The sequence below is a fragment of the Ruegeria sp. YKSF131 genome, assembly GCF_059612645.1.
Genome location: NZ_JBXWQZ010000015.1, coordinates 55,208 through 80,381, shown reverse-complemented (window position 1 = coordinate 80,381; position 25,174 = coordinate 55,208). Strand labels below are relative to the sequence as shown.

31 protein-coding genes are annotated in these 25,174 nt (G+C 58.5%); 19 read left to right on the top strand and 12 right to left on the bottom strand.

The features are described from left to right. Positions 1-146: 146 nt before the first annotated feature. The 4 genes from AC2FLZ_RS07755 to AC2FLZ_RS07740 are packed head-to-tail and all read left to right on the top strand — an operon-like array spanning position 147 to position 2,889. Positions 147-602 carry a RidA family protein gene (locus tag AC2FLZ_RS07755; RefSeq protein WP_480474299.1) on the top strand — a complete coding sequence of 152 codons (456 nt, stop codon included), beginning with the start codon at positions 147-149 and terminating at the stop codon, positions 600-602. Then, a complete protein-coding gene (locus AC2FLZ_RS07750; protein WP_496882035.1) occupies positions 599-1,366 on the top strand; it encodes a glycerophosphodiester phosphodiesterase family protein in 768 nt (255 codons plus the stop codon). Before AC2FLZ_RS07755 ends, AC2FLZ_RS07750 begins: the two co-directional genes overlap by 4 nt. A gap of 45 nt (positions 1,367-1,411) precedes the next feature. Continuing rightward, positions 1,412-2,599: a GNAT family N-acetyltransferase gene (locus AC2FLZ_RS07745; protein WP_480554374.1), complete on the top strand. Its 1,188-nt coding sequence runs from the start codon at positions 1,412-1,414 to the stop codon at positions 2,597-2,599. After that, positions 2,596-2,889 carry a 4a-hydroxytetrahydrobiopterin dehydratase gene (locus tag AC2FLZ_RS07740; protein WP_209505128.1) on the top strand — a complete coding sequence of 98 codons (294 nt, stop codon included), beginning with the start codon at positions 2,596-2,598 and terminating at the stop codon, positions 2,887-2,889. Before AC2FLZ_RS07745 ends, AC2FLZ_RS07740 begins: the two co-directional genes overlap by 4 nt. Here AC2FLZ_RS07740 and AC2FLZ_RS07735 read toward each other — a convergent pair. From AC2FLZ_RS07735 to AC2FLZ_RS07720, 4 genes are all read right to left on the bottom strand, one after another. Then, the gene (locus tag AC2FLZ_RS07735) at positions 2,886-3,197 is read right to left on the bottom strand and encodes a hypothetical protein (RefSeq protein ID WP_480518027.1); all 312 of its coding nucleotides are present in this window, start codon (positions 3,195-3,197) and stop codon (positions 2,886-2,888) included. The genes AC2FLZ_RS07740 and AC2FLZ_RS07735 overlap by 4 nt on opposite strands. 15 nt (positions 3,198-3,212) lie before the next feature. After that, a complete protein-coding gene (locus AC2FLZ_RS07730; RefSeq protein ID WP_480518025.1) occupies positions 3,213-3,560 on the bottom strand; it encodes an EF-hand domain-containing protein in 348 nt (115 codons plus the stop codon). A 10-nt stretch (positions 3,561-3,570) separates the two neighbouring features. After that, positions 3,571-3,816: a YMGG-like glycine zipper-containing protein gene (locus tag AC2FLZ_RS07725; RefSeq protein ID WP_480518023.1), complete on the bottom strand. Its 246-nt coding sequence runs from the start codon at positions 3,814-3,816 to the stop codon at positions 3,571-3,573. A 103-nt stretch (positions 3,817-3,919) separates the two neighbouring features. Next, complete coding sequence (locus AC2FLZ_RS07720) at positions 3,920-4,405, bottom strand: peroxiredoxin (protein ID WP_480474293.1); 486 nt, start codon at positions 4,403-4,405, stop codon at positions 3,920-3,922. Positions 4,406-4,504: 99 nt separating this feature from the next. Here AC2FLZ_RS07720 and AC2FLZ_RS07715 point away from each other — a divergent pair, with 99 nt between their 5' ends. From AC2FLZ_RS07715 to AC2FLZ_RS07700, 4 genes are read left to right on the top strand one after another with little or no spacing between them, the layout of a single operon-like run. Then, complete coding sequence (locus AC2FLZ_RS07715; protein ID WP_496882034.1) at positions 4,505-5,716, top strand: NAD(P)/FAD-dependent oxidoreductase; 1,212 nt, start codon at positions 4,505-4,507, stop codon at positions 5,714-5,716. Then, positions 5,713-6,273, top strand: a complete 561-nt coding sequence (gene rsmD, locus AC2FLZ_RS07710; protein ID WP_480474291.1) for a 16S rRNA (guanine(966)-N(2))-methyltransferase RsmD — start codon at positions 5,713-5,715, stop codon at positions 6,271-6,273. Before AC2FLZ_RS07715 ends, rsmD begins: the two co-directional genes overlap by 4 nt. Continuing rightward, the gene (locus AC2FLZ_RS07705) at positions 6,266-6,901 is read left to right on the top strand and encodes an HAD family hydrolase (RefSeq protein WP_480493967.1); all 636 of its coding nucleotides are present in this window, start codon (positions 6,266-6,268) and stop codon (positions 6,899-6,901) included. Before rsmD ends, AC2FLZ_RS07705 begins: the two co-directional genes overlap by 8 nt. 25 nt (positions 6,902-6,926) lie before the next feature. Next, positions 6,927-7,106: a hypothetical protein gene (locus tag AC2FLZ_RS07700; RefSeq protein WP_480493966.1), complete on the top strand. Its 180-nt coding sequence runs from the start codon at positions 6,927-6,929 to the stop codon at positions 7,104-7,106. Here the strand turns inward: AC2FLZ_RS07700 and map are convergent. Together map and AC2FLZ_RS07690 are read right to left on the bottom strand one after the other, a co-directional pair. Continuing rightward, on the bottom strand, positions 7,094-7,906 hold the full coding sequence (gene map / locus AC2FLZ_RS07695) for a type I methionyl aminopeptidase (RefSeq protein ID WP_480493965.1): 813 nt from the start codon (positions 7,904-7,906) through the stop codon (positions 7,094-7,096). The two genes, AC2FLZ_RS07700 and map, sit on opposite strands and share 13 nt — an antisense overlap. 488 nt (positions 7,907-8,394) lie before the next feature. Beyond that, on the bottom strand, positions 8,395-8,940 hold the full coding sequence (locus AC2FLZ_RS07690; RefSeq protein ID WP_480518017.1) for a TetR/AcrR family transcriptional regulator: 546 nt from the start codon (positions 8,938-8,940) through the stop codon (positions 8,395-8,397). A 108-nt stretch (positions 8,941-9,048) separates the two neighbouring features. Between AC2FLZ_RS07690 and AC2FLZ_RS07685 the strand changes: the two genes are divergently transcribed. The 5 genes from AC2FLZ_RS07685 to AC2FLZ_RS07665 are packed head-to-tail and all read left to right on the top strand — an operon-like array spanning position 9,049 to position 13,244. Next, entirely contained in the window at positions 9,049-9,750 is a 702-nt protein-coding gene (locus AC2FLZ_RS07685) for a type 1 glutamine amidotransferase domain-containing protein (protein ID WP_480493964.1), read from the top strand. A gap of 56 nt (positions 9,751-9,806) precedes the next feature. Next, the gene (locus tag AC2FLZ_RS07680; protein WP_496821856.1) at positions 9,807-10,787 is read left to right on the top strand and encodes an MBL fold metallo-hydrolase; all 981 of its coding nucleotides are present in this window, start codon (positions 9,807-9,809) and stop codon (positions 10,785-10,787) included. A 15-nt stretch (positions 10,788-10,802) separates the two neighbouring features. Beyond that, on the top strand, positions 10,803-11,480 hold the full coding sequence (locus AC2FLZ_RS07675) for a cupin domain-containing protein (protein WP_480518013.1): 678 nt from the start codon (positions 10,803-10,805) through the stop codon (positions 11,478-11,480). A gap of 4 nt (positions 11,481-11,484) precedes the next feature. After that, entirely contained in the window at positions 11,485-12,159 is a 675-nt protein-coding gene (locus AC2FLZ_RS07670) for an SDR family NAD(P)-dependent oxidoreductase (protein WP_496821857.1), read from the top strand. Then, positions 12,159-13,244, top strand: coding sequence for a flavin monoamine oxidase family protein (locus tag AC2FLZ_RS07665; protein ID WP_496882033.1), 1,086 nt, complete (start codon positions 12,159-12,161; stop codon positions 13,242-13,244). Before AC2FLZ_RS07670 ends, AC2FLZ_RS07665 begins: the two co-directional genes overlap by 1 nt. 202 nt (positions 13,245-13,446) lie before the next feature. Here AC2FLZ_RS07665 and speB read toward each other — a convergent pair whose 3' ends face one another. Both speB and AC2FLZ_RS07655 read right to left on the bottom strand, forming a co-directional pair. After that, a complete protein-coding gene (speB, locus tag AC2FLZ_RS07660; RefSeq protein ID WP_480518010.1) occupies positions 13,447-14,391 on the bottom strand; it encodes an agmatinase in 945 nt (314 codons plus the stop codon). 84 nt (positions 14,392-14,475) lie between these two features. After that, positions 14,476-15,567, bottom strand: coding sequence for an extracellular solute-binding protein (locus tag AC2FLZ_RS07655; RefSeq protein ID WP_496882032.1), 1,092 nt, complete (start codon positions 15,565-15,567; stop codon positions 14,476-14,478). Between the two features lie 172 nt (positions 15,568-15,739). On the opposite strand from AC2FLZ_RS07655, the gene AC2FLZ_RS07650 reads away from it, so the two are divergent. Then, a complete protein-coding gene (locus AC2FLZ_RS07650; RefSeq protein ID WP_496882031.1) occupies positions 15,740-16,540 on the top strand; it encodes a helix-turn-helix transcriptional regulator in 801 nt (266 codons plus the stop codon). Positions 16,541-16,726: 186 nt separating this feature from the next. On the opposite strand, the gene AC2FLZ_RS07645 is transcribed toward AC2FLZ_RS07650, so the two are convergent. Both AC2FLZ_RS07645 and sfsA read right to left on the bottom strand, forming a co-directional pair. Further along, positions 16,727-18,424 carry an adenylate/guanylate cyclase domain-containing protein gene (locus AC2FLZ_RS07645; RefSeq protein WP_480493959.1) on the bottom strand — a complete coding sequence of 566 codons (1,698 nt, stop codon included), beginning with the start codon at positions 18,422-18,424 and terminating at the stop codon, positions 16,727-16,729. Positions 18,425-18,510: 86 nt separating this feature from the next. Further along, a complete protein-coding gene (gene sfsA / locus AC2FLZ_RS07640) occupies positions 18,511-19,218 on the bottom strand; it encodes a DNA/RNA nuclease SfsA (protein WP_480554388.1) in 708 nt (235 codons plus the stop codon). A gap of 50 nt (positions 19,219-19,268) precedes the next feature. On the opposite strand from sfsA, the gene AC2FLZ_RS07635 reads away from it, so the two are divergent. Genes AC2FLZ_RS07635 through AC2FLZ_RS07620 form a run of 4 tightly spaced genes read left to right on the top strand, consistent with a single transcriptional unit; the run spans position 19,269 to position 22,185 of the window. Then, the gene (locus AC2FLZ_RS07635) at positions 19,269-19,991 is read left to right on the top strand and encodes a competence/damage-inducible protein A (protein ID WP_480474277.1); all 723 of its coding nucleotides are present in this window, start codon (positions 19,269-19,271) and stop codon (positions 19,989-19,991) included. Next, entirely contained in the window at positions 19,988-20,698 is a 711-nt protein-coding gene (locus AC2FLZ_RS07630; RefSeq protein WP_480474276.1) for a GNAT family N-acetyltransferase, read from the top strand. The genes AC2FLZ_RS07635 and AC2FLZ_RS07630 overlap by 4 nt, the downstream gene beginning before the upstream one ends. Before the next feature lie 15 nt (positions 20,699-20,713). Next, positions 20,714-21,286, top strand: coding sequence for a peroxidase-related enzyme (locus AC2FLZ_RS07625; protein ID WP_480474275.1), 573 nt, complete (start codon positions 20,714-20,716; stop codon positions 21,284-21,286). Beyond that, positions 21,283-22,185: an OmpA family protein gene (locus AC2FLZ_RS07620; protein WP_480518000.1), complete on the top strand. Its 903-nt coding sequence runs from the start codon at positions 21,283-21,285 to the stop codon at positions 22,183-22,185. Before AC2FLZ_RS07625 ends, AC2FLZ_RS07620 begins: the two co-directional genes overlap by 4 nt. Here the strand turns inward: AC2FLZ_RS07620 and AC2FLZ_RS07615 are convergent. Then, positions 22,178-23,140: a sodium-dependent bicarbonate transport family permease gene (locus AC2FLZ_RS07615; protein ID WP_480474273.1), complete on the bottom strand. Its 963-nt coding sequence runs from the start codon at positions 23,138-23,140 to the stop codon at positions 22,178-22,180. The two genes, AC2FLZ_RS07620 and AC2FLZ_RS07615, sit on opposite strands and share 8 nt — an antisense overlap. A 98-nt stretch (positions 23,141-23,238) precedes the next feature. Here AC2FLZ_RS07615 and AC2FLZ_RS07610 point away from each other — a divergent pair, with 98 nt between their 5' ends. Further along, a complete protein-coding gene (locus tag AC2FLZ_RS07610; protein WP_480517998.1) occupies positions 23,239-24,156 on the top strand; it encodes a hydrogen peroxide-inducible genes activator in 918 nt (305 codons plus the stop codon). A gap of 52 nt (positions 24,157-24,208) precedes the next feature. Here the strand turns inward: AC2FLZ_RS07610 and AC2FLZ_RS07605 are convergent, their stop codons facing one another. Next, complete coding sequence (locus AC2FLZ_RS07605) at positions 24,209-25,114, bottom strand: LysR family transcriptional regulator (protein WP_480474271.1); 906 nt, start codon at positions 25,112-25,114, stop codon at positions 24,209-24,211. Between the last annotated feature and the right edge of the window lie 60 nt (positions 25,115-25,174).

Genomic DNA, 25,174 nt, shown 5'->3' with positions numbered 1-25,174 from the left:
GTAAAGTGACCGTCGATCAACAGTGAGTTTTCAGTAAAGATACGCTCAGATCGCAGGAAGGCCGAAATTTGCCGGTTTCCGTCTTTCCCAATCCGTGCTTCCCGGTTAGCGTCCCGCTGAGTTGATATTAGGGAAGGACCCTCGCAATGAGCATCGCTGCAAAACTGGAAAGCCTCGGTGTAACGCTGGAAGACGCGCCCGCGCCTGCGGCCAACTATGTGCCTTTCGTGCGTGTCGGCAACATCCTTTATGTATCTGGCCAGATCTCGAAGACTGATAAGCTGATCACCGGAAAACTGGGCGATGACTTGGATGTCGAAGCCGGGGCTGCGGCGGCGCGTGTCTGCGCGATCAACCTGCTGGCACAGGTCAAGGCGGCCTGTGGCGGCGATATCGAAAAACTGGTCCGCGTGATCAAGCTGACCGGATTCGTGAACTCGACCGCTGAATTCACGGCACAGCCGCAGGTGATCAACGGCGCGTCCGATTTTCTGGTCGAGGTGCTGGGCGATGCCGGTCGCCATTCGCGTTCCGCCGTCAGCGCGGCGTCGCTTCCGCTGGGTGTCGCGGTCGAGATCGAAGGCATTTTCGAAATCGAATGACGCCGCCCCTACCAGATGTGTTTTTGCAGGCCCCGATTGCGCATCGGGCGCTGCACGACATTACCAAGAACCGCCCGGAAAACAGCCGGGCGGCCATTCGGGCCGCGATTGAAGCTGGCTACGGGATCGAGATCGATCTTCAACTGACAACGGATGACCAGGCAATGGTCTTTCACGATTATGACATGACCCGCCTGACCGGGCAGTCGGGGCCCATTCAGCAGGTCACGGCACTGGCCGCCTCTGGCACGCCGCTTCTGCATGGGGATGACGGCATTCCGACACTGGATGATGTGCTGGACATTGTCGCGGGCCGGGTGCCGCTGCTGATCGAATTAAAGGATCAGGACGGGGCGATGGGCACGAAGGTGGGGGCGCTTGAACGCGACACCGTGCGCGCGTTGCAGGGCTACAAGGGCCCGGTGGCCTTGATGTCCTTCAATCCCAACTCGGTCGCTGAACTGGCGCGGCTTGCCCCGCATCTGCCGCGCGGGATCACGACCTGCGCGTATGAGCCCAGTGTCGAGCTTTTGCCGCAAAGCGTCTGCGATCACCTGCGCGATATCCCGGATTTCGACCGTGTCGGCGCCAGTTTCATCAGCCACGAAGCCGCGGACCTGTCGCGCCCCCGCGTGGCGGAACTAAAGGCGCGGGGCGTGCCGATCCTGTGTTGGACAATCCGGTCGCCCGAACAAGAGGCAGAAGCCCGCAAGGTTGCCGACAATGTGACCTTCGAAGGCTATTTGGCTGCGCATTCGACTTGAACCCCCTCCGTGCGGTCACAGATAAAGGACAGGCGCGGAGGACATATGGATCAGGCACAGATCGAGGTTCAGGTACTGGGCGCTCTGTCGCAGATTGCAGCGGCAGAGTGGGATGCCTGCGCCTGCCCCGAAGCTGCCGATGGCGGGCGGCCGCTTGATCCCTTTACCACACATCGCTTTTTGCTGGCGCTGGAAGACAGCGGCTCGGTCGGGCGTGGCACCGGCTGGCAGCCGCAATACCTGACGGCCTATCATGACGGGATGCTGATCGCGGCGGCCCCGATGTATGCCAAGTCGCACAGCCAGGGCGAATACATCTTCGATCACAGCTGGGCCCATGCCTATGAAAGCGCGGGCGGGCGGTATTACCCCAAACTGCAAATCGCGGTGCCGTTCACCCCGGCAACCGGGCGGCGGTTTCTGGTGCGTCCGGGCTATGAACGGATCGGTATGTCGGCGCTGGTTCAGGGGGCGGTGCAGCTTGCGGCTGACAACCGGGTTTCGTCCCTTCACGCGACCTTCTGTACCGAGGATGAAGCATTGGCTGGCGAACAGATGGGTCTGATGCTGCGCCGATCGCAGCAGTTTCACTGGCTGAACGATAACTATTCGGATTTCGACGGCTTTCTGAGCGCGCTGTCGTCGCGCAAGCGCAAGACTATCCGGAAAGAACGTGCGCAGGCCTGTGGTTTTGGTGGTGAGATCCGCACTCTGACCGGTGACCAGCTGCGCCCCGAACATTGGGACGCGTTCTGGCGGTTCTACCAGGACACCGGATCGCGCAAATGGGGCTCACCCTACCTGACGCGGCGGTTCTTTGATATTGCACAGGATACGATGGCAGATGACATGGCCCTTGTGCTGGCCGAACGGAATGGATTTCCCATTGCGGGTGCGTTGAACTATATCGGCCGTGAAACCCTTTTTGGGCGTTATTGGGGTTGCATCGAACATCATGCCTGCCTGCATTTCGAACTGTGCTATTATAGGGCAATCGACTTTGCCATTGCCCACGGGCTGACCCGGGTCGAGGCAGGTGCACAGGGCGAACACAAGCTGGCGCGAGGGTACCTGCCAACACGCACGCATAGCTTGCATTGGGTAGGCGATCCGGGTTTTGCCGATGCGGTCAAGAAATATCTGGACGCCGAAGGCCACGCAGTGGAAGAAGAGATCGAGATTCTGACGGATTACGGCCCGTTCAGGAAATCGAACCCGGAGGAACAGCAATGACCGAACTCTTGTCGACCGAAACCCGTGGCCCGCTTCTGGATCCGCTGTTCAAAAACGGTTGGACCATGGTTGAAGGCCGCGATGCGATCACCAAGACCTTCATTTTCGACAATTTTGTCCACGCCTTCGGCTGGATGACACAGGTGGCAATCTGGGCCGAGAAGTGGAACCATCACCCCGAATGGTTCAATGTCTACCGCACGGTCGAGGTCGTCTTGTCCACCCATGATGTGGGCGGCCTGTCGTCGCTGGATGCTAAGCTGGCCCGCAAGATGGACAGTCTGTGCTAGCGATCGTTGCGGCCTGACCCTTCACCGCCAGCCAGCGATGCGGCAGTGCCCATCTGCCGGAACTCGACAGGCGTGACAGTGCCGTCGCTGACATCAATCGCCCTTGGAATACCCGTGGTCTTGTTTCCGATCTGCCGCACGCTGCGCGCGGCCGGGTTGATATCCAGACACTTGTTTTCATAACAGGTCAGGCCAGACAGGTTGATCTGTATGCGGGCCTGCCCGTCCGGGCCTGTCACCAACGGGGCCTGCGGCACGTCACAGGCTGCAACCAGCCCCAGCGCCGTCACCCCAAGCCATTTGTTCATCCCAAACTCCTGCTGTTAATCAAGCTGACCATTCCCATCCTGATCGGCGGACAGGAAATCCTCGCCCATCTGGGTGTCAAATTCTGGTCTTGAGATCACGTTGTCGCCGTTTCGGTCAGCGCTGCGGAACAGTTTGATGTCCATGAACGGTTTGGCCTCGGCCTGACCCAAAGTGCCGTTCCTGTCTTCGTCCATCGTCTGAAAGGCGTAATCCGAGAAAGCATCGAACTCGTCTTTGGACAGGAACCCGTCATTGTTGGCGTCGATGGCCTTCAACTCGTTTTCGTGCAGTTCAGCCACGCTTTCGGCGTGACCCGAACCGGCCAAAGCCACCATGAACATCACTAGGCTTAGCTGTTTCATATCGACCTCCTCAGCACGCGAATCTCTGACCTTCGATGCCGCCAGCGGCAGCGCCCGCTGCGGTCAGGATCGTCTTGCCTGATCCGCCACCAAACTGGTTGCCGATTGCGCCCCCGATCAGCGCCCCGCCCAACGTTCCGCCCAGACAGGCGATTTCGTGCTGGCGTGCAGCTTGCTGTTGCGGAGTTGGGGCCGGTCCACAGGCCGCCAAAAGGGCCGCGCCGGACAGTACTATGTAGAACGCGTTAAGTTTCATGAAAAAACTCCCCGTGTGAATACGCCAAGTATTCGCGCTCTGGGGCGGTGCTACAAGTTAATTTGGCGGCGAAAGGCCCCGGTCGGACCGGGGCCGATCAAAATCAGATCACATCCAACAGGCCTTCACCGGCGGAAATCTCGCAGGCGCCGGGGTTTTCTTCCATATTTAGCACCGTGACCGTGCCATCCTCGACCAGCATTGCATACCGCTTGGACCGCGCGAAAAGCCCCACGGGCGGCGCGTCGAAATCCATGCCGATGGCCTTGGTGAACTCTGCCGCTGCGTCCGACACCATGGTCAGCCCCGCCTCGGTCGCGCCCGTGGATTGCCCCCACGCCTGCATCACAAACGGATCATTGACCGAAAGGCACAGGATCTCGTCCACGCCCTTGGCGTCAAACTGTTTCTTCGTGCGGATGAAACTGGGCACATGGGCGGTCGTGCAGGTGCCGGTATAAGCCCCCGGCACGGCAAAGATCACCACCTTGCGGCCTTTGGTCTTGTCTGAAATCCGCACCTCTTCCGGCCCGTTCGCGCCCATCTGAATCAGCGTTGCTTCGGGCAGGGTATCTCCTGTTGAAATCATTATTCAGCTCCTGTCGTTTGGATTTGCAGAAATGTGCTTAGCCGCAATATAGGTGGTCTGAACACGGTGACCACTTGAAAACTACGGGGTAGGCAAAGCATGAACCATATTGTCGTGATCGGCGCGGGGCAGGCAGGCGCCTCTTTGGTGGCTCGTCTGCGCAAGGACGGGTTTGCGGGTGAGATCACTCTGATCGGGGCCGAGCCGCATCTGCCCTATCAACGCCCACCCCTGTCCAAAGCCTATCTGCTGGGCGAGATGGAGCTTGAGCGTCTGTTCCTGCGGTCCGAAAGTTTTTACACGGAAAACAACATCACCCTGCGTTTGGGTCAGCGCGTCACCGGTATCGACCCCAAGGCCAAAACGGTCACCCTGGGGGATGAGGTTATCTCATACGACGAACTGGCGCTGACCACCGGGTCTGACCCGCGCCGCCTGCCCGCAGCGATTGGTGGCGATCTGGACGGTGTGCATGTGGTGCGCGATCTGGCCCATATCGACGAGATGGAGCCCAAAGTGACCGAAGGCGCCCGCGCGCTGATCGTGGGCGGCGGGTATATCGGCCTCGAAGCTGCCGCCGTATGTGCCAAGCGCGGCGTCAAGGTCACTCTGGTCGAGATGGCCGACCGTATCCTGCAACGTGTCGCAGCGCCCGAGACCAGCGACTATTTCCGCGCGTTGCACAGTGCATACGGCGCAGACATCCGCGAAGGCGTCGGGTTGGATCATCTGATCGGCGAAAACGGCAAGGTCACCGGCGCGGTTCTGACTGACGGAACAAAGCTGGACGTTGATTTCGTTGTGGTTGGCGTCGGCATTGCACCCGCAACCCAACTGGCCGAGATGGCGGGGCTGGACCTGGACAACGGCATCAGAACCGACGCCCATGGCCGCACGTCCGACCCGTCGATCTGGGCGGCTGGCGATTGCGCCTCCTTTCCCCATGGCGAAGGCCGCATCCGTCTGGAAAGCGTCCCCAATGCCATTGATCAGGCCGAGATCGTGGCCCAGAACATGTTGGGTGCGGCCAAGGACTATGTGGCAACCCCGTGGTTCTGGTCGGATCAATACGAGGTCAAGCTTCAGATCGCGGGTCTGAACACCGGATATGACCGCGTGGTGACCCGGCAGGGCGACGGGCAGACCGTGTCCTTCTGGTATTACAACGGGGATAAACTGATTGCGGTCGACGCGATGAACGATCCGCGCGCCTATATGGTCGGCAAACGCCTGATCGAAATGGGAAAAACGGCCGACCCGGCTGTCGTGGCCGACCCTGATGCAGACCTTAAATCGCTGCTCAAGGCATGAGGATCATCGCCGGAGAGTTCCGCGGTCGCGCCCTGACCCCCGTCGGCAAAGGCGATGCGGGCGCACATCTGCGCCCGACCACCGACCGGGTGCGCGAAAGCCTGTTCAACGTGCTGGCCCATCAGATCGATTTCGACGGCCTGCGCGTGCTGGACCTGTTTGCTGGCACCGGGGCGCTTGGGCTCGAAGCGCTGTCACGCGGTGCGGCGCATGTCACCTTCGTCGATGACGGGCGCGTGGCCCAGGGTTTGATCCGCAAGAATATCGACCTGACCCGCAGTGCCGGGCGCACCGACCTGATCCGCCGCGATGCAACCCGGTTGGGCGAAAATCCGGACGCGCCCTACGATCTGATCTTTCTGGACCCGCCCTATGGCAAGGCCATGGGACAGAAAGCCATCGCCGCGCTGGCCAATGGCTGGATCGCGGATGATGCGCTGCTGGTTTGGGAAGAAAACTCACGGATGCAGGCCCCGGCCGGGTTCACGTTGCACGACAGTCGCAAATATGGCGACACGTATATCTCATTGATGCGGAACGGTGATCAGAGTGCATGATCTGGTCATTTTCGATTGCGATGGCGTTCTGGTCGACAGCGAGGTGATCTCGAACCAGGTGTTGGCGGACAATCTGGCGGGCTATGGCCTGCACCTGACCTTGCCCGAATGCATGTCCCTGTTTGTGGGCGGAACCATGGTCGGGGTGTGCGACAAGGCGCGTGCGATGGGCGCAGACCTGCCCGAAGATTGGATTGATCAGGTCTATGCCGAAACCTACGACCGCCTGCGCGCCGGTGTGCCTTTGGTGCCGGGTGTCGCGGACCTGCTTGCGGCGCTGGATCAGCGGGGCATCTCCTATTGCGTGGCCTCAAACGGCAGCCCGGACAAGATGCAGATCACGCTCGGCCAGAATGGGCTCTGGGACCGGTTCAAAGATGTGATGTTCTCGGCCCATGTGCTTGGCACCGGCAAGCCTGATCCAAAGATGTTCCAACTGGCGGCGGAACATTTTGGCGCACAGGCCCCCGTGGTTATCGAAGACAGCCACAATGGTGTTACAGCTGCAATCCGGGCCAATATGCGCTGTCTGGCCTACGCGCCGCATGGCGGTGGTGACAGGCTGGCCGATCTGGGGGCCGAGGTGATCACGGATATGTCTCAGGCACACCCGCTGTTGCGACTTTGACCCCCAACTGTGCTATGGTGCAGCCATGGACCATGCTCTGACACCCTTTGCCTGGAAAATCTCCCGCGACGCCGAGGTCACCACGAAACCTGACCGCAAACCCCTGCGTGCGCCGGTGTTCATTCACGACGCGGTTACCCCTTGGGGGGCTGAGACGATGTTGCTGAAGCTCCTGCGCGAACAGGCCGCCGATCAGGACGAATAGGTCGGGTGAAACTTGCCGCCCGGTGATAGGGTAAAGATATCGACCCCATTCGCCGTTACGCCTACCGAATGCTCGAACTGTGCCGACAGCGACTTGTCGCGGGTCACGGCGGTCCAGTCGTCGGCCAGCGTCTTGGTTTCGGGACGGCCCAGATTGACCATCGGCTCGATGGTAAAGAACATGCCTTCCTCAAGAACCGCGCCGGTGCCGGGACGGCCATAATGCAGCACATTCGGCGGCGCGTGGAACACGCGGCCCAGACCGTGCCCGCAAAAGTCGCGAACAACACTCATCCGGTGCGCTTCGACATAGGCCTGAATGGCATGGCCGATATCGCCGAACGTGTTGCCCGGCTTGACCATTTCGATACCCTTGAACAGTGCGTCATGGGTCACCTGAATCAGACGCTCGGCCTTGCGCGGCAGCTTGCCCGCCACATACATGCGCGAGGTGTCACCGAACCAGCCATCCACGATGACGGTCACATCGATGTTCAGGATATCGCCTTCCTTCAACTTCTTGTCACCGGGAATACCGTGGCAGACCACATGGTTCACACTGATGCAGCTGGCGTGCTCATACCCCTTATAGCCGATCGTGGCCGAGGTCGCGCCCGCATCCTCGACCATCTGCGTGATTAGCCCGTCAATCGCACCCGTGGTCTGACCGGGAAAGACATGCGCGGCAATATCATCCAGAATCCGCGCCGCCAGAGCGCCCGCCGCGTGCATCCCGGCAAAATCACCCTGTTCATAGATGCGAATACCGTCCTTGGTCAGGCGGCCACGATGCTCTTTCATCGACGCAAAGCTCCAAATGTTACGCGCGGCACTTCTTTTACGCTGCTTGTGCAGAAAGTACCAGAGGGCGTCAGGTTGCGGGTGTCAGATGGGGCAAAAAGCAGCAAGTTCAAGCATCGGCTGACCGAGGGGTGTTTTGATTGTTGGGAATGGCGTTTCGTGACGCAGAAAACCCTCGCATTCACAGCGATGGGTCATCGGTAGCGCCGCGAGGTTCCCGCTTGCGGGCATTCAGCCGTGCAGATTTCTACAAAATCTGAACAATTCTTTGCTGCATCCAGGAACAACCAACAACAGCTGCGCCAGATTTTTTACCGAAGAGAAGGGCGGTTCCTGCGTAAGGAGCGTACTGTAAGCCTCGGTTCGCAATACACGCGTTAGAAAGGAAGGCTACGGTGAGATTACGCATTCTACCTTGATGACACTTACGAGAACATCGTTTTGATGAAGAATGTCGTAGTCGAACTGGGCAGCTCCAAACTCGGTTCCTATCCCTGGCCAATGCCGCGAATTGCCGCTTTGGCGACCTGATCAAATATTGATCGGTCGCTTGAAGCGGAGGCGACAATCATGCCGCCCTCCAAGGCCGCGACGATGAGGCCTGCGGTATCTTCGGCATTCTTGACCCCGTGCTTGGTGAATAGGTTTTCTAACCATGCCTTGTTCATCTCGAAGAAGGCTTTTGTGCGTTTGTTGACGTTTTCGGGCAGCCCAATGGCTTCGGCGCCCATGACGGCGCAAAGGCATATGGACTCGTTCAGCACCAGCGCACCGGAATAGAGCGCCACGAAACCTTCCAATGCAGAATGCAGATCGTTCAGGTCAATCTTGTCCAGTTCTGCCTTGAATTGCTCGGCGTAGCGGGTGACGAGAGCCTCCCCGAGATCCGGTTTGGTGGGGAAATGGTAGTGTACGCTGGCACTTTTGATTCCCACATCGTTGGCCAGGTCACGGAAACTCATCTCCGAAAAGCCCGCACTGCGCACGCGTTTCTCGGCGGCGATAAGAATTTTTTCTTTCATTGTCAGTGGCATGACTACCTCCAATCTACCGATTGATAGATAAACGTTGACAGCCCAGGAATCAACTTCTAACTGTTATCTACCTAGTGATAGATAGGTATTCATGAAAGGAACACGCTGATGGCTACTGGAAACAAACAAAAACGCGTCTTGCTGGTCATGTCGTCCGTTGACGAGATGGGCATCTCGGGCAAGCAAACCGGCACCTGGTTCGAAGAGGTCGCAACCCCGTATTACGTCCTGACGGAAGCGGGCTATGAGGTTGTTTTTGCCTCGCCCAAAGGCGGCAACGCACCCATTGACCTGCTGTCGATGAAGGCTCCGTTCACTACCGAAAACACTGACCGCTTCTTCAACGATCCGGTGGCCATGTTCGCGGTACAGAATACCCGCAAACTGCGTGAGATCGACTATTCGACCTTCGATGCGCTCTTCATTCCGGGCGGCTATGGCCTGATCTGGGACCTGGCTTCTGACAGCTATGCCATCAAGATGATCCGGGAGTTCTACGAATCCGACCGGCCTGTCGCGATGGTCTGCCACGCGCCGGCCATACTGCGGGATGTCAAGAAGTCAGACGGCAGCTACCTGGTTGAGGGCCTCAGCCTGACCGGCTTCAAGAACGACGAAGACAACGAGATCGAGCTTCTGCATCACCTTCTGTTCTCGCTTGAAGACGAGTTGAAACGTCGTGGCGCCACCTACGTCAGCAAGGCCAACTGGGAAGCCAACGTGGTCGAAGATGGCGCCCTGATGACTGGCCAGAGCCCGGCGTCGGCACCCCCACTCGCGGAAGCGCTCAAGCAGCGTCTTGCTGCCTGACGCAAATCGCCGGGGCGGGCAATTGTCCGCCCTGGCAACCCGAAACGGAGAAGACCATGCCCACCAAGCTTCAACCCATCGACAGTGTCGAGATTCTTGTTCTCATCGACAACCGGACGGACAGCCTGTCCAGCGTGCCCGTGGGGTTCACCCATGAGTGGGACAATCTCCACAACGCCGGGATGGAGCAGATCTCGGGTGCCGGTCAATGTTGTGCAAATCACGGCCTGGCGTTGATCATCACAGCCCGGCGCGGCGAGACGGAACATACATTGCTCTTTGACGCCGGGCCGGTCGATTTTGCCGTCGAATACAACGCGTCGCGGCTTGGAGCATCCTTTGGCACCATCGACGCGATCGCTCTGTCGCATGGCCATTGGGATCATGCGGGCGGTATTCCAGCGGCCATCGATCTGATCCGCAAGGACGGCCGGACCGGCGAGTTACCGGTTTATCTGCATCCCGGAATGTTCCGAAAACGTGCTTTTCCGCTTTCGTCAGGAGAACTGATCGAAATACAAGAAATCGCCACACCCGAAGAACTGGCTGCGCAGGGCGCAACACCCGTTGTCACGGATCAACCGGTCAGCGTGTTGGACGATATGTTCTATATTTCGGGCGAAATTCCCCGTGTCACGGATTACGAGGTCGGGTTTCCGGGCCATGTCCGCCGCACCGAAGACGGCGCGGGTTGGGAAGACGACCCGCTGCTCATGGACGAACGCTATGTCGCGGTGAATATTGCGGGCAAAGGTCTGGTGGTGTTTTCTGCCTGTTCACATGCGGGTATCGTCAACGTCCTTCATGCCGCTCAGCGCGATTTTCCCGGCGTGCCGATCCATGGCCTGACCGGCGGCTTTCACCTTGCCGGTGGCAATGAAAAGATCATCGACCAGACCGTCGCCGACTTTGCGCAATTCGACGTCGACCTGATCATGCCCGGCCACTGTACCGGGTGGCGTGCGACGAACGCACTGGAACGCCGGTACGGCAAGCGGGTCGTGCCAATCGCCGTCGGCATGAAGTTCAACCTTTGAGAAAAGGACAAGAAGATGGAATTCAACGCAAACTTTGATGAACGTGCGGTTGTCCATTCGGAAAATGAACCGTGGATCGCCTCACCTATGAAAGGTGTCGACCGGCGGATGCTGGATAGGATCGGCGATGAGGTTGCACGGGCAACAACAATTGTTCGCTATGCACCGGGCAGCGCCTTTTCAGCCCATACCCATACAGGGGGCGAAGAGTTTCTGGTGCTCGATGGCGTCTTTCAGGACGAACACGGGGATTTTCCCGTTGGCACCTATGTGCGCAATCCGCCGACCACCTCGCATACGCCAAGCGCGGCGGACGGGGCAACGATCCTGGTCAAGCTTTGGCAGTTCGACCCGGAGGACCGCACACAGCTGACAATCGACACAAACGCGCAGGACCCGCGCCCGGTTGCAGATGGCATATCCGAAATCCCGCTCTTTGAGGATTCCCGTGAACGGGTCCGGATCGAGGTCTGGGACGCATCGGCACATGTAAACGTGACCGGGCACAAGGGGTTCGAGGCACTGGTGATCGACGGCAGCTTCACCGAAGGCGGAGAAGTCTTCCAGAAGAACTCATGGCTGCGTCTGCCACCGGGTATGGCGCTCAACGCCACGGCCGGGTCGGAAGGTGCCCGTCTTTGGATCAAATCCGACCACCTGGCGCAACCGCCAATCATCCCGACCCAAGGATAGGACAATGGACAGACCTCTCGCGATCGTCGCCGGTGCCGGCCCCGGCCTTGGACAGACGCTGGTCACGTCATTTGCTCAGAACGGATATACGGCCTTTGGCCTGAACCGGACCGTGCCGCAAGGCGCCAGTACCACGCTGGCTGTCGATCTGACCGAACAGCGCTGGAGCAGGGCAAAGCTCCGGGACATGATCTGCACCCATGGCCCGCCCAAGCTTGTGGTCCACAACACGGCGAACCTTGTCATCTCGCTCTTCGAGGAGACAAGCACGGATGACTTCGAGGCGACCTGGCGTTCCATGGTCCTGTCAGCGGTCATTCTGGCGCAAGGTGTTTTGCCCGCGATGGCCGACACCGGGGGCGGCACCTTCATCGTGTCTGGCGCCACGGCCAGCCTGCGCGGTGGCAAGAACTTCTCGGCTTTCGCTTCGGCCAAGGCAGGTCTGCGGGCATTGACCCAGTCTCTGGCCCGGGAATATGGACCCAAAGGTGTGCACGTCGTGCATGTGATCCTTGACGGGATCGTCGATACAAAAGCCAGCCGGGATCTGCACAGCATGGATCCGTCGCGGATGATGCAACCGGCAGATATCGCAGACACCTATCTCGCGCTCGCCAGCCAGCCAAGATCCACCTGGACTCACGAACTGGATCTCAGACCCATGGGGGAGACATTCTGATGCAAAAGGATATTCTCATCGTTGGCGGCGGCCTGTCTGGCCTCGCCCTCGCGGACCACCTGACGCAAAGGGGTGCAGATTTCCTTCTGGTCGAGGCGCAGAACCGCCTCGGCGGTCGCATCCTGACCAAAGAGCTGTCGGGTGGAAAATTCGACCTTGGTCCGGCATGGTTCTGGCCTGGCCAGCCGCGTATGGCCACCCTGGCGCAGCGCTTCGACATCCCGGTCTTCGAACAGTATTCAACCGGGGATCAGATGTATCAGGACCAGTCCGGCGCTGTCCAACGCGCCCGCGGCTATGCGTCGATGCAAGGATCCTACCGGCTGGCCGGAGGCATGGGTGCCCTGACCGGCGCGCTTGCCGGATCGCTGGGTGCAGGGCGTATCCTGACACATACCAGACTCAGATCGGTCCGGCATTCTCCCGGCAAGATCACCGCATTTCTCGACCATGACGGCGGACCTTATTCTGTCGAAGCCAGACAGATCATGCTGGCCATCCCGCCGCGGGTGATTGCGGATACCGTCAATTTTGAACCAGCGCTGGATGCGGATCAGATCCAAGCCTTGAAAAACATTCCGACCTGGATGGCCGGGCAAGCCAAGATTCTCGCGGTTTACGATGAGCCCCATTGGCGCAACGCTGGGCTTTCAGGTGACGCGATGAGCCACCGCGGCCCCATGGTCGAAATTCATGATGCCTCCCCCATGAAGGGAGGACCTTATGCACTGTTCGGATTCGTCGGATACCCCGCCGATATGCGCGCGACACACAAAGAAGCCATGATGGACCAGGCCTTGGCGCAACTCACGGCCATGTTTGGCCCCAAGATGGCGCAACCCCTTGATCTGGAACTGCAGGATTGGGCAACAATCGCGGAAATCTCCCGCATGCAGGATCATGTTCCGGCTCGCTTCCACCCAAGCTACGGCTTGCCTTCGATCCTTAACAGCCTTGCAGCACGAGGTGTCCATTTCTGCTCAACCGAAACCGCGCACGGGTTCGGCGGATATCTTGAAGGCGCTCTGGAGGCCGCTGAGAAAGCTGCAAAACTCGCGACTCACTCAATGGAAACCAAGGTCTGACCGACATTTGACTGTCACCCTTTGTCCTGGATGGATCATTGATCTGCACGATTTCTATCGTCGCCCAAAAAGAAACTGGTTCACCGCGCCACATGCAACTTTTCGACCATTTCGCTTGGACGTCTGACGTGTTGCGCGGCCCCGATCGCTGTGCGAATGAGTTTTGGGCTGCGGCATCACTCTCAAGCCATCTCTTTATCCGTTATTTTCGCGCCTTTGCTATTAAGCAAACCATATCCAGCAAGAGCGATGCACCGGCCAAAGCTGTAATCTCTGCATGATCGTACGGAGGGGAGACTTCGACGAGATCGGCCCCGACAAGGTTGACCCCGTCGAGCTTGCGTACCAAAGACTGCCCTTGATAGGTAGACAGTCCTCCGCATACCGGCGTTCCGGTTCCGGGCGCGAATGCCGGATCAAGCGCGTCAATATCGAAGGTCAGGTAAGCAGGCCGGTCTCCTACTGTCTCTTTGATGCGCGCAACCGTTGCATCAATCCCGTTCTCGTGAACCCAATTTGCGTCGAGTACCGTGAACCCGTGAGTCTTTTCATTCAGCGTGCGCATGCCTGCCTGCACTGACGTCTCAGGGGATATGATGCCTTCGACAGTGGCATGGTAGAACATTGAACCATGGTCGATCCGCTTTGGGTGTTCTTCCCATGTATCCGAATGGGCATCAATCTGGATCAGCGAAATGGGGCCGTGGCGTTCTGCCTGCGCCTTCAGGATCGGATAGGTGACCGAGTGATCTCCACCCATCGTCAGAAGAAAGGCACCGGATTTCAGGATTTCCCGCGCTTGGTCCTGAATTTGCAGCGCAATCTGCTCTGGAAAGCCTGGGTCAATATCACAATCGCCGTAATCAACCATGTTCAGGATTTCGAAGGGATCAAACCCCCAGGGCCAGGGCCCACCATCCCAGGCGAGGTTGGTCGATACAGCACGAATGGCACGTGGCCCGAACCTGCATCCCGGGCGATTGGTCACAGAGAGATCATAGGGAACGCCCCACGTGACCATATCCGCGCTCTCCAGATTGCGGGAATATTGTCGCCGGAACAGACTTGTCGCTCCGCTAAAGGTCGGCTCATACCCCATGCCCATTTCGTTTTGCGCCAGAAAGGCGCGGTCGGTTGAAGTCACCATTATTGGCTCCGTTCATTTTGATGATTGCTGCCCGAGTGGCGGGGTGTTGCAATTCTTTCCCGCCTTTGCCGGGCTTGGCAGGGTTCAGGTGCCGGATTTTACATTCGTCCAAAGACGGTTGCGATTGCGCAGCGTTTTCGCGCCGACACTCAGATCAGGGAAGAGTCGTCTCAATGTCGCCTCATCCGGGTAGATTCCCGGATCAGTCAGAATGGCTTCATCTACGAACGTATCTGCTGCGGAATTCGCATTCGCAAAATAGACGTAGTTGGACACTCCTGCGATGACATCAGGCCGCAGCATGTAGTCAATGAATCGATATGCCTCATCCGCCCGTGTTGAATCCACCGGGATGGACATGAGGTCGATCCACATCAACGTGCCTTCGCTCGGAATTGTATACAGAATTTCGACACCATTGCCGGACTCGGTGGCGCGGGCCTGAGCTATGCCGGCATCACCACTGTACATCACTGCCAAACAGGCATCTCCACCGGGCAAGTCTGTAGATGCTTTCTGGTTGTGAAAATAACGAATGGACGGCGTGACGGCCTCGAAGAGGTCCTGAACCCTGTCGAGATCGGCGGGGTCATCGGAGTACGGGTCAGCCCCGAGATAGTTCAGCGCCACCGAGACCATTTCTACCGGTGAGTCCAGCACGGCAATCCCACAGTCGGCAAGCTTGGCGGCGATCTGAGGATCAAAAAGAACGTCCCAGGATGTGATGACATCCGTGCCCAGTCGCTCTTTGATCATGGTTGGATTGTAGGCAAGCCCTACTGTGCCCCAAGTGTAAGGTACGCCCAATTGCCGGGCACCGGGTATACTGTCGAGCGACGCCAGAATTTTCGGATTGAGATTGCCGTAGTTGCTCAGGCGCGCGGGGTCGATCGGATGCAACGCCCCGGCCTGAAACTCTCGTTGCGCATTGGACGCGGCGGGGAAAACGACATCGTAACCTGACGCCCCTGTCAGCAGCTTGGTTTCCAGAACTTCGTTTGAATCGTAATAGTCCAGGCTGACATGTGTGCCGGTCTCCTTTTCGTAGTCCGAAACTGTCGTTTCACCAAAGTAATCAGCCCAATTGTAGATTGAGAGGTCTTCGGCTGAAGCCGGAAAGGTGATCGCGAGGTTTGAGGCAATGGCAACAGCCGAAAGGCCAAAATGCGGTTTCATTGTTTCTCCTCCTTGTTGCAGGATTCCGCCCTGAATTTTCACGTCCGGAGAGGCTTTGGTGACGAGGCACAGTCAGCACCCCGGGCGAGCGTTCTGACATCAACAATGGAATCGAATGGCCATCACTGTAAATTTGCGATAGGATATATATCTTTAGTTATAGGAATTGGCTATGTTACCAGATAGCGGCGACATCTCGGCGGCCAAGTGGGATGAGACCTACGCAATCTTGTTGGAGCGGTTGGAAACAGACTTCTTCCCAACAGCTCTGAGGAAGATGTTGGAACTGCATGTCAGTTTTGAATCGATGATCCTCACGCGCTATCAGGATCAAGCACCACCTGTCTCGCTCTATCACGATCTCGACGACGTGCAGGCGGCCATATCAATTCAGTTTTATGCAACCGGCCCATACCTGCTGGATCCGTTTTCGCAAGCGTGTAGATCGGGAAAAGAACCCGGCGCTTACCGTCTGGCCGATTTAGTCAATGAGGCGTTCTTTCGTTCAGAGTACTACCGGACCTTTTATCGCAAGGTTCGGATCAGCGATGAGTTGGGGGTGCTGATAAGGCTAAACAGCGGGGACTGGGTCGTAATATCTCTGTCGCGAGGCGCCCGTCAGCCCCGGTTTACCCCTGAGGATGTCGCGAAGATCAATTCCATCCATAAGACCCTGTCGGCCGCCGTGATCCGAAACTGGAACCTGAGGGGTTCCGAAAGACAACCGGAAGCCCTGAATCAGGTTGAGGAACGGTTGGCCACTTTTGGTGCGGACAGGTTAAGCCCAAGAGAAGCCGAGGTCGTGCGCCTTGTTTTGCAAGGCCACTCAGCCGGCTCTGCTTCCGCATTTCTCGGGATCACCGAAGGTACAGTCAAAGTGCATCGCCACAACGCCTACTCCAAGCTGGGCGTCAGTTCACAGGCAGAGTTGTTTTCCGCAGCCACTCGATATTTGGCATCAAAGCCATCTTAACTTGGGAAATCCGTAGAACTTTCTTGTGAATGCGGCCAGGGCCGAGATTCACAAGGTGTTCTGGGTGCTGCGGGTGCAACCCACATTGCTGGCATTCGCTACGGGCGCAAAATCAGGACCTGGGCGAACTGACGGTTTTACGGGCTTTGAGGACGTGTTTGCCAGCACAATCCGTTTTCAGCGCCGCTATTCTGGCATCCCTGCCCGTCGAAGCGCCTCAAAATAACGTTCAGCGCCTTCTGAACCACCATAATCCACGTTGCTACGCCACCTCGAGATCGTTTCGCTAGGTTCCAATTGCAGCATCTGCATCAAAGCTGCAGACGCTTTTTCAGTTTCCCCAAGCATTGCGTGTGCAGCAGCTCTCGTGCTGTGAAGAGCGGCATAATCCTTTGAGAATCGCATACCTGCTTCTGCATAGGCGATGGCATCACGGTCTCGGCCGAGCATTACGCAAGAAGTGGCGGCACCTCCGGAAGCGCCCACGAAAACAGCCCCATACCGGCCCAAGCGAAGCGCCGTTTGAAAGCAGCTTAATGCCATTTCAGGAAACCCAGCCCAATTATACCCCCACCCCATAAACAAATGAAGACGGGCATCTAACGGTGCTCTTTTCTGGATTTGTTCAAGCGCCACGGACAACTTATCTGCATCCCCGTCCACATTATAGTCAGCCACGGCGACACTCAGATCAAGCGTTGGGTTTTGACCTGCCATGCGTCGCCCGGCCTCAATCCAAGATGGCAGTTTCTCGTAGTAGGTCGACAGTTCGCAACGCAGATTGTAAGTCCTCGCGCCATTCATTGTCCAAATAGCTTCGGCATAGGCGGCCGTGAGAGTTGGTTTGGCTTCAATCGCCTTGGCTTGATACGATAACGTTTCTTCGTAGCTGTCGATCCCTGCTCCAGACCAAGCGATCATACCCTTCAGGACGCATTGCTCGGCAGTTAGTTCGTTTTCAGGCAGTACCGAAAGCTTTGCGGTCTCAAACTCGATCAAGGTTCCGCTTACGGCGTCCAACAGCTTTTCTACCACCTCATCTTGCCAATCGAAGATGGCTTCGACCACCCCATCGAACTTCTCGGTCCAGATTTCAGAATCAGAAGGATCATGTAAGCGGGCTTCCAGACGCAATCGATCCCCGTATCCACGTAGCACGCTACGAAGCGCATATCCCTTTGATGGTTCCGTCGAGGATACCGCTGCATTCAACCAGTTGATTGTTCGAAAATAGGAACCGAAATCCGAAGTCAGAGCTGCGGCCATTTCCTTTAGTTCAACGCGTTGGTCGCGGCATGAGACGGGATAAATGGAGAGCCTTGGCAAGTTCGTTTCAGCGAAAGAAACTGCTCTATGCGTGGGTGCCACGTACAGTCCATGATGCATCCAGACATCTAGGCTGCGCTCGATGTTCTTAAGCTTCTTCTTCCCGACAGATTCGAAAGCAGCCGCCAGAGTGCGGTCAAGGTTCAAGTGTACTGGTTCAGAAATAGCGATGCCGCCGGATGGAGCAATGCTCTCAAGCCGCGCAGCAATGTTTACACCGTCACCCAGTATGTCGTCGGCTTTTTCTGTAATATCCCCAACATGAACGCCGATCCGCACTTTCATTAACGGGTGCTCAGCCAATTGTTCCTGTATCTGAATTGCTGCAGTCACAGCTTGTGCCGCACTGTCAAATCGAACCAACCAACCATCGCCCACGCTTTTCACGATCCGACCTGATTGGCCCACTATTGTTGGAGTGACGATGTCGGTTTCCAGATGATCGAGCATTTGCAGTGTTGCTTGCTCATCGTTATGCATGAGTGCCGAATACCCGACGACATCAGCGGCCAGTATTGCCGCCAACTTTCGTTGCAAATGTAGTCCATTGTTCGACATGCACTCGACAATAGTTGATAAGCCTCTTCAGACCAACTTGCTAAAGACGATGTCCACTCTGGGCGCCTCGCACCCGTTCAGAGCCATCAGACACCAAACCGGGTTTCACTCGTGTCAACCCAAACCCCATCCGGTGATATCCGCGTCCCGCAAATCATCCGCTCTACGCCCATAGCCTGTGCCGCCTCGAACGCTGCTGCATAGGACGGGTCGATATCCGCGGCCAGCGCGAACCGGTCGCAATCGGTGCGTTGCACCAGGTACAGCATGATCGCCCGGTGCCCCTGCGCTGTCATCTGCGCCAGCTCGCCCAGATGTTTGGTGCCGCGGGCGGTGACGCTGTCGGGGAACTCGGCCAGACCGGGCTGACGGGAAAGGGTCACGCTTTTGACCTCGACATAGGCATCTGGCAGGCCGGGGCCGCTCAGCAGGAAGTCGATACGGCTGTTTTGCCCGTATTTCACTTCGGGCCGGACGGTTTCATAAGCGGCCAGCTCGGGGATCTCGCGCGCCTCAAGTGCTGCCCGCAAGGCCCGGTTCGGGACGGAAGTATCGACCCCGGTGAAATGCCCGTTTTCGTGATCCACCAGCCGCCACCCGAATTTCAGCTTTTTCTTAGGGTCGTCGTTGGGCTCAAGCCAGATTAACTGGCCCGGCTCGGCCAGCCCCATCATGGATCCCGGATTGGCGCAATGGGCGGTGACTTCGCGCCCGTCGTCCAGCCTGCAATCGGCCAGAAAGCGTTTGTAGCGACGGATCAGGCGGGCGGGGATAAGAGGGGTTCCAAAACGCATGTCTCACGGCCTATACCTGCCCCTGAAGACGATCAAGAGGAGTCCGCGCCATGGCCAATCCAACCGCAGCAATGCTGGTGATCGGGGATGAAATCCTGTCGGGCCGCACCCGCGATGCAAACATGCATTATCTGGCGCAGGAGCTGGCAAAACACGGCATTGATCTGAAAGAGGTTCGCATCGTCAGCGATGACGCCCCCGCCATCGAAGCGGCGGTCAAAGCGCTGTCTGACAGCCACGACACCGTCTTTACCAGCGGCGGCATTGGCCCGACCCATGACGATATCACCGCCGATTGCATTGCGCGCGCCTTCGACACCCCGATTGACGTTCGCGACGACGCGCGCGCGCTGTTGCAGGCGCATTACGACAAATCCGGGCTGGAACTGAACGCCGCCCGCCTGCGCATGGCGCGTATCCCGGATGGCGCGACATTGATCGACAATCCGGTCTCGACGGCGCCGGGTTTCACCCTGAAGAACGTGCATGTGATGGCTGGGGTGCCGCTGGTGTTTCAGGCTATGGTCGCCAGCGTCCTGCCCACGCTGACCGGTGGCAGCCCCTTGTTGTCGCAAACCCTGCGCGTGGACCGGGGCGAAGGCGATATCGCCGCAAACCTGTCTGCGCTGGCCGAGGATTTCAGCGATCTGTCCATCGGTTGCTATCCGTTTCAGATCAACGGGGCCTTTGGGGCCAACGTGGTGGTGCGCGGCACCGATGGCAGCCGTATTGACGCGGCCATGACCCGTCTGGCGAAAGAGCTTGCGCTTTGAGCGGCGACTGGGCTGACATCGTCGACGGCACATGGCCTGCCGCGCGGTATCGCAGGCTGGGGCCGTTTCAGCTGCGCGAAGGGCAGGGCGGTGGCTCGCGTGTTTCTGCGGCCAATGCACTGGCCCCGGCCAGCGATGCCGATATCGACGCGGCCGAGGCCGCGATGCAGGCCATGGGGCAGAAATCCATCTTCTGCCTGCGTCCGGGGGATGAGGCGCTGGATGCAAAGCTGGCGCAACGGGGATATGACATCCTTGATCCGGTCAACATCTATACGTGCCCCGTCTCTCACCTCACCGATCAGCCGATCCCTCCGGTCATGGTGTTTTCGGTCTGGGAGCCGCTTGAAATCATGCGCGAAATCTGGGCGGCCGGTGGGATCGGGCCCGAACGTCTGGCGGTGATGGAGCGCGCGAAGGGTCCCAAAACCGGTTTGCTTCTGCGCCACAACGACCAACCCAGCGGTGCAGCCTTCGTAGCAATGCATGACGATGTCGCGATGCTTCATGCGCTTGAAATCCTGCCCGCGCACCGCCGTCAGGGGCTGGGTCAGTGGACCATGCGCGCCGCGGCGATTTGGGCAGGTGACAACGGCGCACAAAGCCTCAGTGTGATCTGCACCAAGGCCAATGAAGGTGCCAATGGTCTCTATCGCGCCCTCGGGATGGAGATCGCCAGCGAATACCATTACCGTCACCTTGTCTGAGCAAAAGGGGTCGCCATGACACAGAAAGACATGCCCACCGCGCTGAACCTGCCCATGGTCGATCCGCTGCCGCCGGAAACGCAGAAATATTTCGATATCTGTGTCGAAAAGCTGGGCATGGTGCCGAATGTGCTAAAGGCAAACGCCTTCGACATCGACAAGCTGAACACGTTCACGGCTATGTATAACGATCTGATGCTGGCCGACAGCGGCCTGTCCAAGCTGGAGCGCGAGATGATTGCCGTGGTCGTTTCGTCGATCAACAAGTGCTTCTACTGTCTGGTCGCGCATGGTGCCGCGGTGCGGCAGCTTTCGGGCAACCCGCAACTGGGTGAGATGCTGGTGATGAATTACCGTGTTGCACCGATCGAGCCCCGGCAGCGCGCGATGCTGGACTTTGCCGCCAAAATGACAACCGCCAGCGCCGAGATCGAAGAACCCGACCGCCAGAAACTGCGCGATGCAGGCTTTACCGACCGCGATATCTGGGACATTGCCAATGTTGCCGGGTTCTTCAACATGTCCAACCGGGTGGCCAGCGCCACGGCAATGGTGCCCAACCCCGAGTATCACGCGCAGTTTCGATGATCCGGTCAGCCGCCCTCATTGCCACGCTTTTTGCGGGGCCGGTTCTGGCGCAGGACCTGACCCTGCCAGCCAGCGCCCGCCAGATCAGCGACCGCACCTCGCCGTTGGACAGCTATGACCTGCCAACGGGGCCTTTTGCGAATGGCGCGGTGCCTGCTGACACCCTCGAAGGCCGGGTTGAACGCTACACGTGGCGGCTTCAGGCGGGCTCCAGCACAACCCTCCAGCTACTGGCCCCGCTGCGCGACCAGATCGAGGCGCAGGGCTACAAGATTCTGTTCGAATGTGATGCCCGCGCCTGTGGCGGGTTCGACTTCCGCTTTGGCACCGAAGTGGTACCGACCCCGGATATGTATGTCGCCATTCAGGATTACCGTTTCCTGTCGGCCACCAAGGGGTCTGTTGCCCTCAGCCTGCTGGTCAGCCGCAACCCCCCGGACGGGTATGTCCAGATGATCCGCGTCACGCCCCAGAAAGCACCGGACCCTGTTCCGGTCGTGATCGAACAGGCTGTCGAGGGGTCGGGCGGGCTGCTCGAAGCACTGGCAACATCGGGTCACGTGATACTGGACGATCTGCATTTCCCAACCGGTGAGGTTGCGCTGGACGAGGGGACTTATGCCTCTCTGACCCTGCTGGCCGGATATCTGGCCGAAAATCCCAAGATGCGCCTGGCGCTGGTGGGGCACACCGATGACACCGGCGCGTTGCAGGCCAATATTGCGGTCAGCAAAAGTCGGGCCGAGTCCGTCCGCACCCGTCTGATTGATGCGCATGGCGTGGCCGCCGACCGGATTGAGGCACAGGGCGTCGGCTATCTGTCCCCGCTCACATCGAACGCAACCCCCGAAGGGCGAGAGCTGAACCGCCGGGTCGAGGCGGTCTTGCTCGTCAACTGACCCACCACAGGTACAGCGGCAATCCGACCGTGATGTTGAACGGAAAGGACACACCCAGCGACAGGGTCAGATAAATCCCGGCCTCGGCCTTTGGCAGTGCGATTTTCATGGCGGCCGGAACCGCGATATAAGACGCCGAGGCCGACAGCACCATGAATAGGAACAGGCTGCCTTGCGGCAATCCGATTACCGCACCGACGGCCCAGGCCATCAGCGCGCCGATCAGGGGCATCAATACGCCAAAGGCGAACAGGCCAACCGACAGTTTGTCGCGATTGCTGATCAGGCTACGCCCCGCCGAAAGGCCCATATCCAGCAGGAACAAGCACAGGATGCCGGTGAAAGGCGTGACGATGAAAGGCGCGATCATCTGCATGCCGTCACCCCCGGTAATGGCCCCGATCAGGAACGCCCCGGTCAGCAGCACAATTGATCCATTGGCCAGCAGATCACGCCACAGCTTGTCATCCTTGACGCCATTTCCGCCGGTCTTGTGCGCCAGCCACAGCGCCGACAGAATGGCCGGTACCTCCATCGCTGCCGCCACCGCTACCATGAACCCGTCATGGGCAAGACCTACCAGATCCAGCAGACTGGTGGCGGTGACAAAGGTGACAATCGAAATCGACCCGTAATGCCCTGCGACCGCCGCAGCGTTCAACGCATCCAGCCGTGTCATCATCCTCAGCAGGGCAAAGGCCACGAAGGGGATGGTAAAGGACAGGGCCACTCCGCCCAGCAGGGTCAGGAACAGTTGCAAATGGATGCCGTGCGCGGCCAGGCTGGCACCGCCTTTGAACCCGATGGCCAACAGCAGGTAGAGCGACATGAACTTGGCGGCGCCCGCCGGGATAGACAAATCGCTGCGCACAAAAGCGGCCAAAAGCCCTAGGGCAAAAAACAAAATGGTGGGCACCAGCAGGTTGCTAGACAGCGTCTCGATCACTCCGGGCATACTTGACTCCTGATCCCTCGTTTCAGGGCTAGGTGCCTTGCAAAATTGATTTCGCCAAATACTATCTTGTTAAGTTTAATATAGTTCCAGGTTATGAAATGCGTCCAACCCTGCGCCAATTGGAATACATCGTCACGGTCAGCCGCCTCGGACGGTTCAGTTTGGCCGCCGAAGTGCTGAATGTCAGCCAACCCAGCCTGTCGGCGCAAATTGCAACCGTAGAACAAGAGCTTGGCGTTCGGATCTTTGACCGCAATCGCGGCGGAATTCAGGTGACCACAAAGGGGGAAGAGTTCATTTCGCGCGCGCAAAGGATCCTTGCCGAGGTCAAGGACCTGCGCCACGCCATGACCAACGATATGCCCGTTGGCGGAAGGTTGCGGTTAGGCGTTTTGCCTTCGATCGGGCCATACCTGTTGCCGCAAGCCATCAAAGAGGTGCACCGCCTGCGCCCCGGATTACGCATTGTCGTGCGCGAGGAAAACACCCGCGATCTGGAACAGGGCCTGAAATCCGGTCGATTTGACCTGATCCTGTCAACGCCCGAGGATCACCCCAATACCGTGCAACACCGCTTGTTCAACGAACCCCTCTGGGTCGCGGTGGCCGTTGACGACGTTCTGGCGCAGGACCCACAGGGCGTCAGTGCCGCCGACTTGCAGAACCGGCTGTTCCTGACCCTTGACCAAAGCCACCGCCTGTCGCGCATCGTCTATGCGCTGGCAGCGGAATGCGGCGGCGTGGTTTCGGATGAATATGAAGGCACGACGCTTGATTCCATTGTTCTGATGGCGGCTTCGGGGGTTGGGGTTGCGGTACTGCCTGATCTTTATGCTCGCAGACAGGGGATCTACCGCGACGAGGTGCGCCTGCGACCGCTGTCCATTCCCAATGCAAATCGCGATATCGCATTGCTGGCGCGCAATGCCGAAACGCCGCCGCCGGGCCAGAACGTATTGATGGAAAGCCTGCGCTCTTCCGCGCGATCCATGGGTCTGACGGTGATCGGTTCATAAAAAAAGGCCCGCACTTTGACATGCGGGCCAAAGGTTGGTCTTCAGGGAGAAACTACCAATCCATCGGGCTTTTGTCTTCGAACGCATCGACCAGGAAATCGATGAAGGCCCGGACTTTGGGTTGTGTGAAGCGGCCGGGCGGGTAAACGGCGTAAATGCCTTGTACCTCGTCCGGCAGGGACGGCATGGCATCGACAACCTGCCCCGATTTCAACGCCTCGGCATAAAGATAGCTGGGCAGATACGCGATCCCCAGCCCCGAAATGGCCGCGTTCAGCAGCGACTGTCCGTCATTCACGCTCAGCCAGCCCGCGGTGCGCACCTGACGCTTTTCACCGGACGGTGCGGTCAGCTTCCAGACATTGCCTGACGACTGGCTGGAATAGTGCAGCAACTTGTGTTCGTTCAGATCGTCGATCTTCTGCGGGCGCCCGAACCGTTCGATATAGCTGGGCGCGGCAACCATGCGTTTGACCGTTTCGGTCAACTTGCGGGCGCGCAACGTGCTGTCTTCCAGCTCGCCGATGCGCACGGCCACGTCAAATCCTTCGGAAATCAGTTCGACATAGCGGTTGTTCAGAACCATGTTCACGGTGATGTCGGGGTAGACGGCCAGGAAATCGGAAAGGACCGGTGACAGATGATTGACGCCGAAATCCGTGGCAACGCTGATGCGCAGCAGTCCAGACGGGGCCGATTGCATCGATGTGACCAGCGAATCCGCTTCACCCGCATCATTCAGAACGCGACGTGCGCGGTCATAATAGGCAAGGCCGATTTCCGTCGGCGACACCCGGCGCGTGGTGCGGTTCAGCAACCGGGCCCCCAGACGCGCTTCGAGGCTCGAGACGTGTTTGGACACGGCCGATTTGGAGATGCCCATCTTCTTGGCCGCATCGGTGAAGCCACCCTGGTCCACCACATTGGCGAAGGCTTCCATTTCGGTCAGTCGGTCCATACTCGTTCCCCAGATATTGATTTTCAACCCGACTATCGCTCTGAATCTGGGCGGAATCGG

Excerpts from the sequence above, each read along its gene's own strand:
- AC2FLZ_RS07755 (WP_480474299.1), top strand. The coding sequence starts at position 147 with ATGAGCATCGCTGCAAAACTGGAAAGCCTCGGTGTAACGCTGGAAGAC.
- AC2FLZ_RS07750 (WP_496882035.1), top strand. The coding sequence starts at position 599 with ATGACGCCGCCCCTACCAGATGTGTTTTTGCAGGCCCCGATTGCGCAT.
- AC2FLZ_RS07745 (WP_480554374.1), top strand. The coding sequence starts at position 1,412 with ATGGATCAGGCACAGATCGAGGTTCAGGTACTGGGCGCTCTGTCGCAG.
- AC2FLZ_RS07740 (WP_209505128.1), top strand. The coding sequence starts at position 2,596 with ATGACCGAACTCTTGTCGACCGAAACCCGTGGCCCGCTTCTGGATCCG.
- AC2FLZ_RS07735 (WP_480518027.1), bottom strand. The coding sequence starts at position 3,197 with ATGAACAAATGGCTTGGGGTGACGGCGCTGGGGCTGGTTGCAGCCTGT.
- AC2FLZ_RS07730 (WP_480518025.1), bottom strand. The coding sequence starts at position 3,560 with ATGAAACAGCTAAGCCTAGTGATGTTCATGGTGGCTTTGGCCGGTTCG.
- AC2FLZ_RS07725 (WP_480518023.1), bottom strand. The coding sequence starts at position 3,816 with ATGAAACTTAACGCGTTCTACATAGTACTGTCCGGCGCGGCCCTTTTG.
- AC2FLZ_RS07720 (WP_480474293.1), bottom strand. The coding sequence starts at position 4,405 with ATGATTTCAACAGGAGATACCCTGCCCGAAGCAACGCTGATTCAGATG.
- AC2FLZ_RS07715 (WP_496882034.1), top strand. The coding sequence starts at position 4,505 with ATGAACCATATTGTCGTGATCGGCGCGGGGCAGGCAGGCGCCTCTTTG.
- rsmD (WP_480474291.1), top strand. The coding sequence starts at position 5,713 with ATGAGGATCATCGCCGGAGAGTTCCGCGGTCGCGCCCTGACCCCCGTC.
- AC2FLZ_RS07700 (WP_480493966.1), top strand. The coding sequence starts at position 6,927 with ATGGACCATGCTCTGACACCCTTTGCCTGGAAAATCTCCCGCGACGCC.
- map (WP_480493965.1), bottom strand. The coding sequence starts at position 7,906 with ATGAAAGAGCATCGTGGCCGCCTGACCAAGGACGGTATTCGCATCTAT.
- AC2FLZ_RS07690 (WP_480518017.1), bottom strand. The coding sequence starts at position 8,940 with ATGCCACTGACAATGAAAGAAAAAATTCTTATCGCCGCCGAGAAACGC.
- AC2FLZ_RS07685 (WP_480493964.1), top strand. The coding sequence starts at position 9,049 with ATGGCTACTGGAAACAAACAAAAACGCGTCTTGCTGGTCATGTCGTCC.
- AC2FLZ_RS07680 (WP_496821856.1), top strand. The coding sequence starts at position 9,807 with ATGCCCACCAAGCTTCAACCCATCGACAGTGTCGAGATTCTTGTTCTC.
- AC2FLZ_RS07675 (WP_480518013.1), top strand. The coding sequence starts at position 10,803 with ATGGAATTCAACGCAAACTTTGATGAACGTGCGGTTGTCCATTCGGAA.
- AC2FLZ_RS07670 (WP_496821857.1), top strand. The coding sequence starts at position 11,485 with ATGGACAGACCTCTCGCGATCGTCGCCGGTGCCGGCCCCGGCCTTGGA.
- AC2FLZ_RS07665 (WP_496882033.1), top strand. The coding sequence starts at position 12,159 with ATGCAAAAGGATATTCTCATCGTTGGCGGCGGCCTGTCTGGCCTCGCC.
- speB (WP_480518010.1), bottom strand. The coding sequence starts at position 14,391 with ATGGTGACTTCAACCGACCGCGCCTTTCTGGCGCAAAACGAAATGGGC.
- AC2FLZ_RS07655 (WP_496882032.1), bottom strand. The coding sequence starts at position 15,567 with ATGAAACCGCATTTTGGCCTTTCGGCTGTTGCCATTGCCTCAAACCTC.
- AC2FLZ_RS07650 (WP_496882031.1), top strand. The coding sequence starts at position 15,740 with ATGTTACCAGATAGCGGCGACATCTCGGCGGCCAAGTGGGATGAGACC.
- AC2FLZ_RS07645 (WP_480493959.1), bottom strand. The coding sequence starts at position 18,424 with ATGTCGAACAATGGACTACATTTGCAACGAAAGTTGGCGGCAATACTG.
- sfsA (WP_480554388.1), bottom strand. The coding sequence starts at position 19,218 with ATGCGTTTTGGAACCCCTCTTATCCCCGCCCGCCTGATCCGTCGCTAC.
- AC2FLZ_RS07635 (WP_480474277.1), top strand. The coding sequence starts at position 19,269 with ATGGCCAATCCAACCGCAGCAATGCTGGTGATCGGGGATGAAATCCTG.
- AC2FLZ_RS07625 (WP_480474275.1), top strand. The coding sequence starts at position 20,714 with ATGACACAGAAAGACATGCCCACCGCGCTGAACCTGCCCATGGTCGAT.
- AC2FLZ_RS07620 (WP_480518000.1), top strand. The coding sequence starts at position 21,283 with ATGATCCGGTCAGCCGCCCTCATTGCCACGCTTTTTGCGGGGCCGGTT.
- AC2FLZ_RS07615 (WP_480474273.1), bottom strand. The coding sequence starts at position 23,140 with ATGCCCGGAGTGATCGAGACGCTGTCTAGCAACCTGCTGGTGCCCACC.
- AC2FLZ_RS07610 (WP_480517998.1), top strand. The coding sequence starts at position 23,239 with ATGCGTCCAACCCTGCGCCAATTGGAATACATCGTCACGGTCAGCCGC.
- AC2FLZ_RS07605 (WP_480474271.1), bottom strand. The coding sequence starts at position 25,114 with ATGGACCGACTGACCGAAATGGAAGCCTTCGCCAATGTGGTGGACCAG.